The sequence below is a fragment of the Paenibacillus sp. NMA1017 genome (assembly GCF_058895805.1).
Genome location: NZ_JBZXYR010000001.1, coordinates 431713 through 449242 on the forward strand (window position 1 = coordinate 431713; position 17530 = coordinate 449242).

Below are 17530 nucleotides of genomic sequence, written 5' to 3' on the forward strand. Positions count from 1 at the left end.
CAGATGCTAAAGGGTGGTTAGAAAATGCTCCTTCACGCATTCTGTAACCACCCTTTATCAGCTTAACAATTCCCCCGTCTAACTACAATTGCAGATAAAAGAAGAAGAGCCTTTGCTAATACCTTAATTGTTTCAGCAGCTTGTTATGTACCCCACTCAACAAAATCACTGCGGTCAAGGCGCCGATGAACGCAAGAAGCATATCCCATTGGGTGTCCCATACATCTCCCTGTGTGCCCAAAAAGGCTTCCGCTGCCGTTCCTGTTGCCTTGGCTACAGCAAACTCAATCAGCTCGTACACAGCGCTGATCGCAAGACACACACTAACCGTGAGGAAAGTGAGCCAGCTCCCGCTTCCCAAGGCCGTTTTACGCAACAGCACTTCCCTGACAATGAGTGCAGGTACAAAACCTTGTACAAAATGCCCAAGTCGATCATAATAATTGCGCTCCAGTCCCAACGTGTCCCGAATCCAGTTGAACAATGGCATTTCGGCATAGGTATAATGTCCGCCGACAATCAGGATCAAGGCATGCAGCCAGATTAGGGTGTATACCAGATTGGTAAACCGAAATCTACGGTACAGAGCCGCCAGCAGTACAGCTCCCATAACCGCCGGGAAAACTTCCAGTACCCATGTAAAATAATCCGCCGGACGAATCAAGGACCAAATGAGAGCAAGCGCCAGCAATACAAGTAAAACAAGCGGGTAGTGATCATTTTTAGACCATGCCGTTGCCTGGTTCATCTTCATTCCTCCTCAACCCAAAGCTCTATCTTTCGTTCGTTACGATATGTTTGACACGCCCAACCTGTCCGTCTGCCAAACGCACTTTGATTCCATGCGGATGACGCGGAGAGTTGGTTAAAATATCTTTCACCGTTCCTCGCGTCAGCTTACCAGTAGGCTGATCCTTTTTAAGTACAATATCTACCTGAAGACCAGCGCGGATATCGGATCGATTCTGTCCGTTCATTGTAGCTATTCCTCCTTTGTTTTTACATTTTTTGATGATATTCAGTCACTAGTTGTAACCAAATCACCAACGATGCCATTCGTCCTGGCGGCTGTTCCCCATCCAGACTACGCACATCGTGGATACATAGCTGACGAGCAAAATAACGAATACCATCCCGCTAAACTCCACAAAATGAGTGCGTTGCAAGGAGTCTGCCCATATGGAAGATACCTGTGCATACAGTTGGGAGGGCGCAGAAACAATATCCCATGTGTTCCCTCGAAAGAAACGGCCAATATAAATGCCCAGGCTGCTCAATAAGAGTACCGCCAGCATAAACAGCCAACTAACAAGCCCACCACGTGCACGTTGTACCAACTGTCGTACGGATTCGAGTGATACAAAACCCATTGTCAGGCCAAGTACGGCTACCAGCAACATCCCCAGTACATGATTCCAAAAGTACGGATTGCCCCAGAAACGTTGCTCCCCGAGAAATGGATATCTGGCGAATACATGCAGCAAATCTGTGATCAAATAGGGTGTATTGGGATAAAAGAAAAGCCATGCCGCCCCCGTAACCCAGAGTAAAAATGTCCTCGTTCCCCGCCCCCACGAGCTATACATTACATCAAGCAGCAGCGTCAACAGCATAGGAATCCAGGCCAGCATCATATTCCACCAAATAAAAAGATAAGGGCGACCCCCTGAGGGCAGTCGCACGTTCATAATCCACAATGTACTAATTACGGAGCATAAGGCCAGTGCTAAAAAAACATAGAGTTTTACTGGATAATTTAGCGATCTTAAACGGGCATACATACGTGTCTTTCCCTCCTTGTAACCGTCCTGCCTTCCTGACGTTCCAATTTACACCTGTTCTGGACAGTGTACACCACAATGGCTTCAAGCTCAATGGAAGCGCTCCACCTCTGCATAAATGAACATAAAAAAACATCTATTCTTTGGGAATTGACTTCATCCCCGAAAAATAGATGCTTACTGTGCTTTAGACTTCACTCACAGGTAAAGGCGACATACGAATGCGGATCGTATGATCAAACGGAGTCATCCAGTTAACCAGCAATGTATGGCAATCCATCGGGAGAGTAGCTCCCCTTACCGAATTAGCCCTATGCTCTACGGTTGTTCCCAGCAGCTCAAACCACGCATTCCCAGATTCATAGCGCGCCATACCGCCAGTCCAACATTGAACCGTTTCGTTAACCAGCCTGTATTCCCCGCAAGTGAAGCGTCCTTCGCGCCCAAAAACAAAACAAATCTGTGTCATGCAATCTACTGGACCCTCTGAGCGAAAACGAAGCGTCCACACATCACCCTGACGATCCACATCGACTTGAATTTCATGCTTTTGTTCATGGGTTAATGGCCGTTTGTAATGCGGAAGCAAGTACCACGGACTGACTTCCTCCTGCGAGGTAGGCGGCAGATCTAAGGCCGCTACAGGGCCATAATAACCTTTGGCCTGTGTGCCCGACAGAGTCCAACCATGTTCGTGAGCTGTCAGCTTCTGCATGGGTACAAAACCAGGCGAGAAATACGATGCAGCCTGAACTGCCAATAATCGTGCATCTCCGTGACGCAACGATAGGAACGATGAAGCCTCGGTCATCAGCGTGGCACTGGTATCCTCCTTCCGATATCGAACGACTGGCGCGCCAAAGTCCGTATGCAGCCGGCTATGATAAATCTGCTGGTGATGGCCTGCCTCATCCATTCGGCTCAGATAGTCAGCTCTTGGGAAATCTCCGTTCAGTAGTTGGTTATAGGTGACAGGTAATGTAGCTGGCGATACTTCACGAGTTTGCAAACGCGGATCTAGTAAAAAACGCACAGCCGCATTGATAGGAGCACCGCCCGGATGATCCATGACTTGGATGGCGGCGACAGCCATCGCTTCAAATATAGCGTCCTCATCCTCTGTAGCCAGCATGGCATATGGTAGAAGATAAGAAGATAAGTTCATGATCACCCCAAAATCCTGTCTTCCTGAATACTCTGTGACCACTTCGCCATCGGGATGGACAAGGTACACCATCATGCGTAAATTACGGCGTACCGACTCTAGTAGCTCCGGTAGTTTTAATAATCGGGCAGCATGAATCAACATAATATCGCTAACAGCATTATAAATTCCGTTGCTGCGCTCCGTCCATTCGCCATCTGGCGTCCCGTCCAGCCCTTCAGCTAGCCAAGCCTCGGCCCGCACGAGCGCCTCGGGCAGTTTAAACAGCTCATGTAGAAATCCCAGCGCGGCACACAATACCCAACGGTGATTTGGCGTATGGCAACCTCCGGTCAGCATGACCGGAATCGTCCGCTCTAGAAACAAGCGGATCGCATCAGTCACCCGGCGCAGCTCCAGCCAGTCGTCACCCACCAGCAGCTGATAGACCTGAGCGTAGCCTACCACCACGAACGCTGTATCCGGTGGCGAGTGAAAATTGGTCCAGCCCGGTGAAATAGAGCCGTCCTCATGCTGCACACGCAGCATGTACTGCGCAGCCAGCTCCAGTCGGATGAGTACATCCTCATTCCGATAATATGCAGAATCCGGATTGACAATCGCTGCCGCCCAGATCGCCATTGCAGCAGGAGTACCGACCGAATGATTAGGCCAGGCAATCCCATTCTCATCATCAGTTACCCCGCCGTAATAACGGCTGTCAGCATCCAGCACCTGATGGTCCATACCTGGTTTTACCCAGGCATCGTTGATCGCTACGATTTTACTATACATTCCTCTCAACCCCTGTAATATGCATAATCGTTTATCATCTTTGCGGCTGAAGCTTCGCTATCTTACTTGTCAGCAACTCATGGCTACGTTCAATATCCTCCGGCTGACAAGCTGCTTTCAGTTCATAGACCTTAATAGGGGCCTGGCGGATAATATTCACGAAACGATCAAAGAACTCCAGATCACCGCTATGAATATAAGGGCACCAGTGATCAGATAATCCAATGGTTTCATGAATATGAACACCGAGAATATAGTCGATCATTTCATTGGCTTCCTTCGCGTTGTCGTACAGTCCCATTCGGTCCATAATCATACCGTGTCCAATGTCATACCACAGATAGACAGGTGCACCTTTCAAACGATCTATAATCGTCTTTGCCTCCTGCAAGGTAGGCATCTGATAGCAGCGTGAACGCGTTTCAATGCCAATGGCTACATCATATCCCTTGGATGCGATGCGGTCACACACCTTTTCCAGACTGTCACGGATGCGTTGCACATAATGACCACTCAGTGAATTCCGACGCTCCAGCATTTGGGCCCACAACGTTTGATAAGCACCGGAATCCCTGCCCTGCTCATGGAAGATACCCTCCAGTTCCTCACTGATATCGTATGGAAATGGAACCTCTCCGGGATGCACAACTACCGCTTTTGCTCCATAACGATGCGCATATTCCGCAGATTGCACCAGCAGCTCTATCGCACGTTGTCGCTTGTTTTCATCGTCAAACCCGAGCAGAACGGAGTCCGTGCCGTAATCCGGGTCTGGTGTATAGGGAAATGTATTATGCACACTCGATATGCCGATTTCTCCCCGCTCAATCATAGGCTCAATCGTCGTCAGCATTTCCCGGGTAATGTTATAGTTCAACTCGACCCTGCTAAAGCCCAACTGACGGATTTCCTCTACAAGTTCTCGGCCGACCGTATGCTTTTTAATATTCCAACAGGTGGAAAAGGAATATTCCCCCTTCGCCTTCATGGTCATCACCCTTTCACCGCTCCGACCATCACGCCGCTGACAAAATATCTTTGCAGCCACGGATACACTAGCAGAATTGGAACCGTTGCAAAAATGACACTTGCTGCCTTCAATCCTTCGGGCGTAATTCTCGCGCCACTGGCTCCTTCCAGCCTGGTTAGCTCGGATACCATGTTATTTTGAATCATTTGATACAGCTTGAGCTGTAACGGGAACAAATCGGGGTTTTGGATATACATCAGTGTATCCTGAAATCCGTTCCAGCGTCCCACACCGTAAAACAGGCTTAATGTCGCAAGCACAGGCAGGGACAGCGGCAGTACAATCCGAAGCAAAGTGCCGAACTGGCTGCTGCCATCAATTTCTGCTGCTTCTCCCAAACTTTCGGGAATCCCATTAAAAAAAGAAATCAGAATAATCAGATAAAACGGGCTGATCAGTCCTGGTAAAATAAGGGACCACATATTATTCAGCAAATGCAGATCGCGCACCAGAATGTATTCAGGAATGATGCCGCCGCTGAAAAACATCGTTACCACAATAATGAACATTATCGTTTTGCGGCCCTTTAAGTTTTTCTTCGTTAATGGATATGCTGCAATAATCGTCATTAACATACTCAACACTGTCGTGATCAACGTCAGCATAACCGTAAACCCGAGCGAACGGATCATGCTCATATCGGAAAAGACCTTTCCGTATGCTTTTAAATTGAACTCAACCGGGAACAAAGTAACTTCCCCGGATGTAATGGCCCGGTTTGAGCTAAAGGAAATAGACAAAATGTGAATAAACGGGGCCAAGCACAGCAGTACAGCCACAGCCACCAACACGGTGGTTACGATATCAAAGGTGCGATTTGCAGTACGTTCACTCATCAGATGTCAGCTCCTTTACATAATACTTTCATCCGTCAGTTTCTTGGAGGCATAGTTAGCACCTAATACGAAGATGAGACCAACCACAGCCTGAAAAAGGCCCACCACTGTTGCCAGCGTATATTGCCCGGATTCCATCCCGATGCGATATACAAACGTGCTAAGTACATCGGAATAATCTCGAACTGCCACATTTCCAATTACATAAGGACGATCAAAGCCAATGGTGATCATATTGCCCAAATTAATGATAAGCAGCGTAGCAATTGTCGTTTTCATGCCAGGGATCGTAATATACCAAATTCTTTTCATGCGTCCTGCACCATCTACCTCGGCAGCTTCGAACAATTCCCGGTTAATCCCGGTCAAGGCAGCGAGGTACAAAATCGTTCCCCAGCCCGCACTTTGCCACACCCCTGTCAGCAGATAGGTGAGTACCCAGTCATTTTTATCTGTCAAAAATGGAATCGCCTGAAACCCAAGCGAAGTAAGCACATTATTGATCATGCCGGACTGCGTACCAAACACCTGGTACACAATCCCGCCAATAATCACCCACGAAATAAAATGGGGAACGTACAAAATCGTTTGCGACAGTTTTTTAAACCAGACTACTTTCATTTCATAGAGCAAAATCGCCAAAATTAAAGGTGCTGGAAAAGATACCAGCAAATCAAGCAGATTCAGGACGATGGTATTACGCAGCGTTCGATAAAAATCGTCCATACGAAACACTTCTCTAAACGCATCGAACCCAATCCACTCACTCCCTGTAATTCCCTGAAAAAAGTTGAAATCCTTAAACGCGATCTGTACGCCCCACATCGGACCATATTTGAACACAATGAAGTAGGCCAAGGGCAGCACAAGCAACGCGTATAATTGCCAATATCTGCGGAAGTAAACGTTCCCTTTCATGCGCTGTCTCCTCCTTTACTTTCCGCCTTCTTACTTGCCTGTCATGGCCTTATAAGCTTCGGTACGCTCATCCAGTATCGCTTGACCGCCGCTCACCATATAATCCTTCAACGCTGCTTCGAATGTTGCATCAAACTGCGCCGGAGGCACCATCACGGATTTAACGACCATTTCGTCAAACTTATCCAGCAATGAGTTACTGTATTTGGCTTCGGATTTAATCGGATGGTCAAATTTCACTGGTGAAATTGTGTCCGTGTTGGAAATATCCATCGCCTTGCGAACATCCTCCTGGAATTGAGATGGCATGCCCAAAACAAAGGCTTCCTTGTTTTTGTTGTCGTCTCCTGCAATCTTGCCATTCGCAATAATGACCACATCACCCTGATTATAGATACGATCCTGCGCTTCTTGTGTCGGTTTCTCCTTGGCAACTGGAATTCCGTCTTTCAAGGTATAGTTCTCGCCTTCCACACCGTTTTGCATATCAAGCAGCACCTTCTCGGAAGACATCCAGTCGAGATACTTGATCGCCTCAATCGCATGCTCACTGGATTTAGGTACCATAATGTAGAGTCCATTGGATGCAAATTCTGGCTTGGCGTGTTTACCCTCACTGTTGGTATAAGGGTCCATTGGAGTCAGCTTCGCTGTGGACTGGTTAGCCAACAGATTCGGATAGGCGGAGTCATTATAATAAATGTTGTCGTAATCTTCACTGAAAAAACCGGTATTTCCGCTTTGAATATCCTGAGTCAGCTGTTTTTTGTCCTTATCCAGACCGAAGTCCTTGCTGATCAGATTCTCATTGTAAAGCTTGTTCATAAACTGAACTCCATCCTTGAATCCAGGTAGCAGGATTGGATAGTCACGGGAACCCAGTTCTTGGGTTAGCGTATATTTCTGCTCATCTGTCACTGGCTTAATAAAAGACCACAACAGCGGATCATATTGCCCAGGCTCCATCGTCATCCCCAGCGGAACGACCTTGCCGCCGGTCTTACCAGGGTCTTTTTCCTTGAACGCTTTTAGCGTGTTGTATAATTCGTCTGTCGTTTTAGGAACAGGCATGTTCAGCGCATCGAGCCAATCCTGGCGAATAAAAGAGGAATATTTCCCTAAGATGGTACGCTTGCCAGGAATCGCGAACTGCTTGCCTTCCACCTGACCGTAGCTGAGCGTATCTTCACCGAGGAATTTTTTGAGATTTGGGCCGTACTCATTCAGCAGAGGGGTCAAGTCTGTCAGTCCACCCTGCTCCGCATACCGTTCAAAGGTTCCGGAATCATAAGTGAACACGATATCAGGTACATCACCACCGCTAGCCATCAGAACATTCAGCTTGGTAACTTCTTCGGAGCGCTGAACGGGCACGTACGTCAGATCAATATCGTTGGGTTTGCCAAAGTTTTCTTTTGCATAACGGGTTAAATAGCTGTCAGTAATGGTATAGCCCTGAGGTGTATTGCCTCTGTCAAAAATTTCAACCTTCAATGAACCACCCTTGTTTCCGGTAGCGGTCGAAGCCTTGTCCGCCTCACCCGACGAGCATCCACTCAATACAACCGACAGTGCAACCGTAGCTGCAAGCAGCAGACGAAGCTTCTTCAATGTTCCTCCAGCCTTATTCTCACTCATTCCTGAACACCCCTTTGTCTGCTTTTCCCGTTCGCGCCTCTCCTAATGAAGGAGGTTATGACATTTCATGCATCGGCATGAGTCTGTCCCTTTTGGTCCGGGATGTGCCTTAGTATGACATGACCGCAGGAAAACTGACAATAAACTAGTTTCCCAATCATAAACCGGTTGATTGAAAGCGATTACCGAATATGGTAAAGCGCTTACTTTTATCAAAAATCACTATTTTCCTGTGAATAAACCATTTTCTTTGTTCGTTTCGTGTGAGCTATAGTTCCATATCACGTGATTCAAAAGTTTTTCACACGAAAAAAAGAGCATCCTCTCCCTCATCAGGGGCGCGATGCTCACACTACATTTTTCTAATTTTAATGAAATACTAACGTCACTACTCCTACTGTGAAGTCTCTGAAGGAAGGCTCATGGATAGCTTGCGTACCTTCCCTGTTTTCCCATCCTTACGGCTGCGTGATACATAAACCATCATTAACGCCCCCAAGGTTGCGCTGATCAGACACGCCAGGTTCATTAATTGCGGCCCTCCAGCGTGAAGAAGAAAGCCATTTAACAAATTGCCTACAATCCCTGCCAGCCCGGCAAACACCATATTGAACACGCTTTGTCCGGTGGCTTGCATATCCTTTTCAGTTACATGTGAAACATACTCGACCGCTGCGATATAGAAAAATCCAAATGACAATCCGTGCAATACCTGCACAGCGATCATAACGGTAGGGTCGGGAAAAGCTAATTGAATTCCCCATCGAATCATATAAGCGACTGCCCCTAACAAAAGAGTTCTCTCTAACCCAATCTTTCGAATCACTCGCGAAGCGAGCAGCATGGAGGGGACATTCGTAATGGACGCAATCAGCAGAGCAACCCCGACCAAACTCGTAAGTCCTCCCGACATCTTAAACGCCAATACAAAATAGGTGTTGAATGCGGTTAACGTCTGATTTACTAAAAAACTCCCCCCCAAAAATATTAAAAACGTCCTGTTGCGGATCAATTGACCAATGCCGTCCGAAAACGATTTGCGCAACACAAGATCTTCCTCCGTATTTTTCGGCAACGCCAGCGCCGTCAGGGCCGCAAGACTGTTCAGCACCAAAAAAGGCACCCACATCATAGTCACAGATAAAAGCGATACAAATAGCCCCCCGGCGTAACCGCCCACCGCATTGCCTATACTCGCCATAAATCGTATGCTGCCATAGGTCGTTCCTGCCTTTTTGGCCGCCACAATCGCATAGGAATCCGCAATCGGCGCCTGCGTTGCCGTAAATATGGCCATAATGGAGTACACAAGCGCCATCAGAACAAAACGCTCCGACTGATAACACACAGCCATAATTCCCGGAACCGCTACACTCAAAATGAGTACCAGCCGCATTTGACGATATTGATCCACAATAATTCCCCATATCGGCTGTACTAAAATGGATACCAGCGTACCAATCGCCATCAGAACACCAACACTGCTGCTCGTCAACCCATTCTGAACCAGCAGTAGCGTCAAATAAGGATTAAACATGCCCCCTGCCAAACCAATAAACAAATAGAAGCTTCGTAGCTTCAGCATTTGTGAGCCTACCATCTGGAAACCTCCCTGTTGTTTAGCGTACCGAGCTGCCCAGTATTGTAGCCAGTGCTCCGATGGCTCCGGCTTCATTACCTAGCCCAGCAGGTACAATAGTACAAGGAATATCCGTCCATAAGGCTACTCTTTGCCGAATTTCATCCAAATAATACGTGTTACCTTCTGCTACACCGCCACCTACAACGATCATTTCCGGGTTCAGCAGGCTGATCACATTCGTCAAAGCCATCGCCATATGCGCTAGCGCAGGCTCCAAAATCATCTGTGCTTCTACATCCCCTTCGGACGCCGCTTGCAAAACATGTCTCGCCCCTACCTCATCCCTGCTTCCTCCTGCTAGCTGGATCATGTGTGTACCTGGTATGCCAGAGGCGAGTGCTAATTTTACACTGCGTGTGATCGCCGTACCCGATGTTAAAGATTCGAACACACCGAACTCGTTCGTCCTTTTTTGTTTTGCTGCTTGCCGTGCCTGTTCCTCGCCTGCAATCCAGTAGGCCATCTCACCTGCTCCGCCTGCGGCTCCCTTATACATCTCTCCATTTAAAATAAGGCCACAACCGATACCTGTTCCTACCGTTATCATCATCACATGCCGTAATCCCCGAGCTGCCCCTAACCATTGTTCTCCCAAAGCAGCCATATTCACATCATTATCCAGCACCAAGCGACCACTGTATCGGTGTGCAACAATAGATCGTATACTTTCATGCGTACTGTTGCCATGTATACGATCTTGAACACTCCATGGAATTGCCGGGGCGTGGGTAATCGTTCCGCTATCGTTATCTACCACACCAGGGAAGCCGATACCTATGCCTTTTAACTGTGCCAGCGACAAGCCTTCCTGTTTTAGACAATGTTCCAGCTCCTCGAATAGACTCTCAAAGAAAAAATGGGCATCCTTCGTATGAATCGTCGGAAATTTATGCCTCACCACTACTTGCTGTTCCGCTGTGCCGATACAGATCAGCGTCTTCGTCCCGCCAACATCAATGCCTGCGGCCCATCCGGAAGCCTTCGGCTCATCCCTGTGTTGCTTTTGTACATACCTGTCCGCCATAGCCATCCTCCGTCATTCCGGTTCGCCATCATGCCTGCCAATACATCGGCTGTTGACGCCCTGTAGGTTCAAGATATGGACATAAGTATCGCATTTGAACACCTGTGCCGCAATAAACTAAATTCCGCCCCATAAACTGACGCGCTTTACTCCCCCCTTTTGATGAAAAAACAAAAAAGGCGAGCGCCTATAGCGCTCCCCCTGTTAATGAATCCTCCGGTTTTAATCTCAGCTTGCGATAATCTCCCGGCGTTACGCCGACTACCCGCTTAAATACCCGCCCAAAGGTAATCGAATTGGCATAACCAACCTGAGTCGCAATATGCTGAACTGTTTCGGTCGTATTACACAGCATTTGCTGGGCATGATTCATACGGAGCCGAGTCAAAAAATCGACGAATTTCATATCAAATTCTGTTTTAAATAGATGACTGGCATATTTAGGTGACACATCAAAACGTTCACTCAAATGATTTAACGATAAATCCGGATTCGTATAGTGATCCTCAATATATCGCTTCATTTCGCTAACCATAGCCCGGTAGCTTTTGGTTTCACTGGCGGCAACGTAAGTCCGATACACAGTGGTCATGTGCTCCAGCATTAGCGTATGCATCACAGCCAATGAAGAAGCAGACTCGACCTCACATTTCCATCTTTCTGCTTCCGGCCCGTTAAAATAACGATCCAGCGCCCCCGATACATCCTTCATCTCACGCATTTCCCGTTCCAGCAGCTCTTGCATCCACTGCATTACCGTTAAAATATCTCCATCCTTCAGCTTGTCTGTTTCCATCGATCCAAATAGCCCTTCCAGCTGTACACGCCAATCGTGGCTCGCCAGCCGAAAAGAACGAATCGTCTCCGAAATCAGCGGCAAATAGGAGTATAATGGAATCTCATTGGCCTGCGGAACCTGATCACTGGTCACAATATCACGCACTCCAAGCGTTAACCGGTACCGTAGGGCAGAAATGGCGGACCGATAAGAATCCTGAATATGCTCCAACTCGTGAATCTGGCCGCCTATCCCAATCGTGAGCTGTACACCCAGATGCCCATGCAGCCACTCACAGCCTGTTTGTGCCATTTCTTGCAGCTTCGCACCCAGCAAACCTTCCCCATCACCCACCTCTTTCCGCAATAAAATGGAGATTCTTTCACGACTCATCCATTCTGCCCAGCCCTGCCATCCATAGGTAGCTGCTAGTTCCTGTACCACACCAAGCAACGACAGGCTTAAACGCTGATCTTCGCCTCCATGATCCTCTAAACGCCTGCTACCGTCTACTCTCTGTGGCAGATCCAGATCGTGCAGCTCTACCACCATGACAGCGTAGACCAGAGTAACACCTCTTTTCCCGCCATCCGCAAAAGGAGAAAGATCATTCAGCCGAAGCTCTACCGTTTCAGTGCCTGTACCTTCCATAAGATCAAGGAACAGCTGCCGCCGCCGAATGAGTATATTCGCTTGCTCCTGCTGTTCATAATCGATCGTTTGCCGAATCAGACTTTGCAACGCACGATCAATCATCCACAGCTCGTCCTTGTTGTTTTCCTCACCGGGACGGCTGGGCAGTTGTTGAATACGCTGCATCATCAGCTGGATTGGCTTGTAATTTCTACGAGTCACATAAATAATGTAGATCACCGCTAATATAACAACAGCCAATCCAACTACAATCCAGACGTAAGAGATAACAGACACCCACTCGAACAACTGCCCGGCACGAATGCCACTTTCAAAACTCCACCCTAGCCGGGGGGACATCAGATGAGTCAGTCGCTGCCCGTCCTCTGCTTTTACAGCATCTTTTGTACCGGGTGCAGCTGGATAAATGGTTTGACCACTAGCATCATTAATTACCAGATAGGAAACCGCCGGATTGGTCATTTGACCAATCATTTGTTCCAACGGATACACACCGATATTGATTACCAGCAGCCCTTGTCCTCCAAATGGCAACGGGAGCCGCTTATGCATCGTAATCACGCGTTCAGACGTATGTGTTCCCGGCTCCTTCCATTCCCGCACAGGTGACCACTGCCGATCCTCCGACCGAAGAGCCTGCTCAATATACGGATAATCACCGAATGTCGAAGCATCCTGAAGTCCACTTCTCGTTAACACCGTGTGATCCTTCGTTCGATAAATATAAACGGAATGTACCAGTTCATGATTATCCTTAAGCGCGCGCAGGCTTCCAACTAGCCCATACAGCATCGTGCTGCCACTTTGCGCCTGCCCATTCAGAAAAGAACTGTAGCTCTTGTTCATCTCCGCCTCGCTTAATACGTCCATTTCTACCTTTGTCAGCGACTTCTCCACACTGTCCATCACAAATCCAGTTGTAATCCGATTCGCCTTTCCAGTTTCATTGCGCGATATTTCGTTTACAATCAGGAAGGATAAAAAAATGAGGATCGACACCGTTAACATAAAAATCGGGAAATAAGAAAACAGCAATCTCCTGTACCAGCTCTTTCGCATCATGTTCTCCCCCCCTGCCGCCTAATGCTTTCATGACCCTCTCTATAGGGCTTCGCTCAACACTAAGCACACTCGTGATGTCAGTTTTAATACGGATTTGATTATACTTTGAACCTATTCTACCAAAATCAGATGCTAAATAGATAGATTTCTTACAAATGATCTGTTATCACTTAACTCCAAAGCTCTATTTTGTTATGTATACTAACATTATGAAAACGCTCTACATATCATGAAAATAAATTTATATTATAAAAAAAGCCTATCCATCATCTACTTAAAGACGGATAAGCTTTTTACTGTTGTCTAACCTTGTATCCAATTGACCAATGAATGTACTGTCAATGTACCCGGCGCAGCTGCCACAAATGCTGATGAACCGTTGCGCAAGGCCCAAAATTCCACTGTTTTCGGAATACCGGGAGCCAGATCCAGATGATTGTCACTGAAAATACCTTCCTGCTCTGCCGATAGCCACACGTGTCTGGCAAGTACATCCGAACACAGCATGAATCTGCTGCCCCCGCTTCCCTGAATCTCTGTCACTTCAATTTTTGCCTGCGGTAAATCCATCTCTTTCGTGTCTGCAAAATAAATTTCACTGGAGGTCACCTGTTCACTATTCTGCGTTAGACGCGCGACCAGCATGTGCTCCGCACGGTTCAGACCAGTCAGCCATTTGTCGATAGGCAGTATATGTACAATTCCTGCCCCGCCTGCTGGTTGCTTTACCTTAACGTTCTCTTCATGAATAGCCTGGCTGCTACGGATATGTAAAAGCGTCAGCCGCAGCGTACCTGATATCGGCTCTAGTGTATCGTTGACCAGATGCAAGGCCTTATTCCCCTGTTCTGTATCTGTTGCACTCAACAGCACATCGGCAAAGCTACGCTTAGCCGTATATTGGAGCGCCTTCCAACGACCAAAATAGTCCATACTCGACCAGGAGGCAACGGGCCAGCAATCATTCATTTGCCAGTATAATGTTCCCATGCAATAGGGCTTGTGACGACGATGCGCCTCTATAGCTGCTTTCATTGCTTCTGCCTGTAAAATTTGGCTCATGGGAAGAAAGCTCGTAAAATCCTTTGGCTCTCGCATGTACCGCTCCATATATTCTTTAATCAGACGATTGCCCGCACCGTTCTTCTGATGTGCCAGCATCACCGCAGATTCCAGTTCCAAATCCTTCTCTTCCGCATAAGTACGAACGGACTTGTATTCAGGAAAAGACTGAAAACCGTATTCACTCATAAAACGGCCCACATGTACATGATAATTCTCAAACGGTTCAGACGCGTGCCATACACCCCAATAATGAACATCACCTGCAGTTGAAGACCGATGGGCATGCTGGTTCCGATCTCTCGTCAGGTCAATTAGCGGGGAGGAGGGCCAATATGCTGTCTGCGCAGACCAGGTGTGTACCGCCTCCGGTAGAATCCGATGAAAGAGCGTTTCATAATCATCCCACAGGCGTTCCCGTTGCTCAGGTGTGTAGTCCTTTTTCCAGCCCCAGCCTCCATTCTCTTCATAATGCGCCCACGCAGAATCGATCTCATTGTTGCCGCACCATAAGGCAATGCAGGGATGATGACGCAGCCGCTTGATATTGTCCTCGGCTTCCTGTGCCACATTGTGCATAAAATCATCATCCCCCGGGTACATGCTGCAAGCGAACATAAAATCTTGCCACACAAGCAAACCGTATTCATCACAAAGCTCATAAAATACGTCTTGTTCATAAATACCGCCACCCCACACCCGCAACATATTCATATTCGAGGCGGCTGCACTGGCAATTTCATACCGATATCGTTCCATCGTAACTTCAGTGACAAAGCTGTCATTCGGAATATGGTTAGCCCCTTTTGCAAACACTGGAATTCCGTTCAGCTCAAAATAAAAGCTCTCTCCTGCTGTATCTCGTTCACGTACAAGACGGATGGAACGCAGTCCCGTTTTTACTGATTTTTCAGCGATTACAGCTCCTTGTTCTTGTTCCACCAATTCGGCCACAAACGTATATAGATGCGGCTCCCCCAGTCCACGGCACCACCACAGCTTCGGCTTCTTCATTTCCAGCTCCAGCTCCACCGTCTGCTTCCCCTTCAGCAGCCGAACTGGCTTGGACCACACCTTCCCGTCAGCGGAAATACGCAACTCGGCATCTCTAATCTCATCTGCATTTTCGATCTCTACCACTGCCACGAGTTTAGCCCCTACCGAATTCACCTCGTCTTGTCGAATAAACAAGTCTCTCACGATCAGACCTGACCACGCCTCGATCCGGACCTCTCTCCAGATACCGCTCGTCACCAGCCTCGGTCCCCAATCCCAACCATAGTGGTAGGGAGCCTTACGTGTGAAAACGCTTACCTTTTTGTCGGACAAACCACCTATTTCGGACTGATCATTGGGTGCAGGGAGTCCATAACCTAAGCTTTCCAGCTTGGGTACATCTTCAGCAATCGGAGAACGAAAACTGATTTCCAGCCGATTTCCCCCTTGCTGAACAAATGCCTTCACATCCCTTCTCCATACCCGAAACATATTATTGGCTGACAAGACAGATTGACCATTCACTTTTACATCCGCGTATGTGTCCAAACCTTCCAACACCAACTCTACACATTGACATTGAAGCTGATCTGCATTTATCTCAAAATGGGCTTCATATATCCAATCCTGCTTATCAATCCACTGTACCTCCATCTCGTTCACACCAATAAACGGGTCAGGAATTTTGCCATGTCGTAAAAGATCGGTATGCACACAACCCGGCACTTTCGCACTAAGCCACTCATCACTTTGTGCTTCCCTAAACCTCCAGCCATCCAATCCTATCACATTAACCATCGTCACAAGCCTCCCTATAAGCATGATTGGGAACATCTGGATTCGTCAGCAACATAACAAAAATAACATTAAGCTAACAAAATAGTCAATTGTTTTTTATAACAAATGACAAAATACAAAATAAAAGTCGCCCTCTGCCCCTAAACAGGCTAAAAGCGACCTCCTTCGTCTTCACGGTGTAGGTGTCAAACACGTATCTGGACATTAACTATATGTGATTGTGTTAATGGGACGCTCACGGTCATCATTTTCCCGACTGATTCGGGGTGCATGAGCTTCTCGTACGAATAGCTCAGCGTGTAGCAACTTTTTCTCGACAGGCGAGTCCGGGTTCGTTATGCGCCACAACAACTGGTCCACTGCACGCATTCCCAGCAATTCCTTATCCACTCTCACCGTGGCATAGATCGGCATTTGTTCATTCGTATCGTCAAACCCGGTCACTCCGCAACGCCTCGGAACGTCAATTCCCTTTTCTTTCAGCACATCCACGACTTGCGCAGCAGTCACATCATTAGCACATACAAAAACCTCAGGCAATTCGTCCTCGGACAACTTTTCCATTTCTTCAGCAAGCGCTTGCGCTCCTCTGTGAAGAAGGGCTTTATTCTGCCGCAATTCTACTCCGCTCATTTCCAGCGTGGAACGACAAGCTTCCCAGCGTTCGTAGAAACTGTGAGCGTCATCAATATGACCCACAAACTGAAAGCGGGTATAGCCTCTGCACAGCAAATCCTTCATTAATTCACTCATGCATGTGCGATTATCTGTAAACACCGTATCACTTAAAAATGCAGAATCCCAATGATCTACCATGACGACCGGAATCCCCATTCGATAAATGTTCAGCAACAACGAAGTTGAAATCGTCCCTACTGTGATAATCCCTTTAATCGACTCCGGATTCAGTAGAGAAAACATATCTTCAGTCGAGGGCTCCGTTAACGTGATCATATCCATCCCCTTACGGTTCAGACGCTCGGAAATCCCTTCAAATACAGGCCCCCAGTACCTGGATTCCCTGTTCTGGTACCTAATATTCGGAAATAACACTAGCACGGTACCCGACCATTCTCTGGAATCTGTGTCCCGAGGCTCTACCCCTGTCATTTTGGGATGACTGCGAAAATAGCCCATCTGGGCAGCGAGCTTGACCAGAACCGCCCTTGTCTCTTCACTTACACCAGGTTTGCCTGATAGTGCACGCGAAACAGCGAACTTCGAAACGCCCGCCGCATCCGCAATTTCTTGCAACGTTACTTTTCCACGCATCTTCTCACCCAACCCTATTCGGAATCTTTTTCTACCCTAACCTTTCTAATACACGGGTGTACCTATAAACTGGTACCATCGTAGCATACTTTGTTTTAGA

At 47.6% G+C, this 17530-nt stretch carries 13 protein-coding genes; all 13 read right to left on the reverse strand.

The features are described 5' to 3' along the window. Positions 1-115: 115 nt before the first annotated feature. A complete protein-coding gene (locus tag AC5ELV_RS01995; protein WP_493428933.1) occupies positions 116-748 on the reverse strand; it encodes a DUF2238 domain-containing protein in 633 nt (210 codons plus the stop codon). A gap of 25 nt (positions 749-773) precedes the next feature. Then, positions 774-977, reverse strand: a complete 204-nt coding sequence (locus AC5ELV_RS02000) for a YwbE family protein (protein WP_493428934.1) — start codon at positions 975-977, stop codon at positions 774-776. A 63-nt stretch (positions 978-1040) separates the two neighbouring features. Further along, positions 1041-1781 (reverse strand): DUF1361 domain-containing protein, encoded by a 741-nt coding sequence (locus AC5ELV_RS02005; RefSeq protein WP_493428935.1) that lies wholly within the window; start codon positions 1779-1781, stop codon positions 1041-1043. Between the two features lie 187 nt (positions 1782-1968). Next, entirely contained in the window at positions 1969-3720 is a 1752-nt protein-coding gene (locus tag AC5ELV_RS02010) for a hypothetical protein (protein ID WP_493428936.1), read from the reverse strand. 34 nt (positions 3721-3754) lie between these two features. After that, positions 3755-4717 (reverse strand): sugar phosphate isomerase/epimerase family protein, encoded by a 963-nt coding sequence (locus tag AC5ELV_RS02015; RefSeq protein WP_493428937.1) that lies wholly within the window; start codon positions 4715-4717, stop codon positions 3755-3757. After that, positions 4714-5586 (reverse strand): carbohydrate ABC transporter permease, encoded by an 873-nt coding sequence (locus AC5ELV_RS02020; RefSeq protein WP_322157286.1) that lies wholly within the window; start codon positions 5584-5586, stop codon positions 4714-4716. Before AC5ELV_RS02020 ends, AC5ELV_RS02015 begins: the two co-directional genes overlap by 4 nt. Before the next feature lie 15 nt (positions 5587-5601). Further along, positions 5602-6504 carry an ABC transporter permease gene (locus tag AC5ELV_RS02025; RefSeq protein WP_025721738.1) on the reverse strand — a complete coding sequence of 301 codons (903 nt, stop codon included), beginning with the start codon at positions 6502-6504 and terminating at the stop codon, positions 5602-5604. 30 nt (positions 6505-6534) lie between these two features. Further along, a complete protein-coding gene (locus AC5ELV_RS02030) occupies positions 6535-8142 on the reverse strand; it encodes an extracellular solute-binding protein (RefSeq protein WP_493428938.1) in 1608 nt (535 codons plus the stop codon). 394 nt (positions 8143-8536) lie between these two features. After that, the gene (locus tag AC5ELV_RS02035) at positions 8537-9742 is read right to left on the reverse strand and encodes an MFS transporter (protein WP_076292595.1); all 1206 of its coding nucleotides are present in this window, start codon (positions 9740-9742) and stop codon (positions 8537-8539) included. A 19-nt stretch (positions 9743-9761) separates the two neighbouring features. Beyond that, positions 9762-10808, reverse strand: a complete 1047-nt coding sequence (locus tag AC5ELV_RS02040) for an ROK family protein (RefSeq protein ID WP_493428939.1) — start codon at positions 10806-10808, stop codon at positions 9762-9764. 187 nt (positions 10809-10995) lie between these two features. Further along, a complete protein-coding gene (locus tag AC5ELV_RS02045) occupies positions 10996-13302 on the reverse strand; it encodes a helix-turn-helix domain-containing protein (RefSeq protein ID WP_493428940.1) in 2307 nt (768 codons plus the stop codon). A gap of 303 nt (positions 13303-13605) precedes the next feature. Then, positions 13606-16158 (reverse strand): beta-mannosidase, encoded by a 2553-nt coding sequence (locus tag AC5ELV_RS02050; protein ID WP_493428941.1) that lies wholly within the window; start codon positions 16156-16158, stop codon positions 13606-13608. Positions 16159-16362: 204 nt separating this feature from the next. Then, positions 16363-17430: a LacI family DNA-binding transcriptional regulator gene (locus AC5ELV_RS02055; protein WP_493428942.1), complete on the reverse strand. Its 1068-nt coding sequence runs from the start codon at positions 17428-17430 to the stop codon at positions 16363-16365. Positions 17431-17530 lie beyond the last annotated feature (100 nt).

Excerpts from the sequence above, each read along its gene's own strand:
- AC5ELV_RS01995 (WP_493428933.1), bottom strand. The coding sequence starts at position 748 with ATGAACCAGGCAACGGCATGGTCTAAAAATGATCACTACCCGCTTGTT.
- AC5ELV_RS02000 (WP_493428934.1), bottom strand. The coding sequence starts at position 977 with ATGAACGGACAGAATCGATCCGATATCCGCGCTGGTCTTCAGGTAGAT.
- AC5ELV_RS02005 (WP_493428935.1), bottom strand. The coding sequence starts at position 1,781 with ATGTATGCCCGTTTAAGATCGCTAAATTATCCAGTAAAACTCTATGTT.
- AC5ELV_RS02010 (WP_493428936.1), bottom strand. The coding sequence starts at position 3,720 with ATGTATAGTAAAATCGTAGCGATCAACGATGCCTGGGTAAAACCAGGT.
- AC5ELV_RS02020 (WP_322157286.1), bottom strand. The coding sequence starts at position 5,586 with ATGAGTGAACGTACTGCAAATCGCACCTTTGATATCGTAACCACCGTG.
- AC5ELV_RS02025 (WP_025721738.1), bottom strand. The coding sequence starts at position 6,504 with ATGAAAGGGAACGTTTACTTCCGCAGATATTGGCAATTATACGCGTTG.
- AC5ELV_RS02030 (WP_493428938.1), bottom strand. The coding sequence starts at position 8,142 with ATGAGTGAGAATAAGGCTGGAGGAACATTGAAGAAGCTTCGTCTGCTG.
- AC5ELV_RS02035 (WP_076292595.1), bottom strand. The coding sequence starts at position 9,742 with ATGGTAGGCTCACAAATGCTGAAGCTACGAAGCTTCTATTTGTTTATT.
- AC5ELV_RS02040 (WP_493428939.1), bottom strand. The coding sequence starts at position 10,808 with ATGGCGGACAGGTATGTACAAAAGCAACACAGGGATGAGCCGAAGGCT.
- AC5ELV_RS02045 (WP_493428940.1), bottom strand. The coding sequence starts at position 13,302 with ATGATGCGAAAGAGCTGGTACAGGAGATTGCTGTTTTCTTATTTCCCG.
- AC5ELV_RS02050 (WP_493428941.1), bottom strand. The coding sequence starts at position 16,158 with ATGGTTAATGTGATAGGATTGGATGGCTGGAGGTTTAGGGAAGCACAA.
- AC5ELV_RS02055 (WP_493428942.1), bottom strand. The coding sequence starts at position 17,430 with ATGCGTGGAAAAGTAACGTTGCAAGAAATTGCGGATGCGGCGGGCGTT.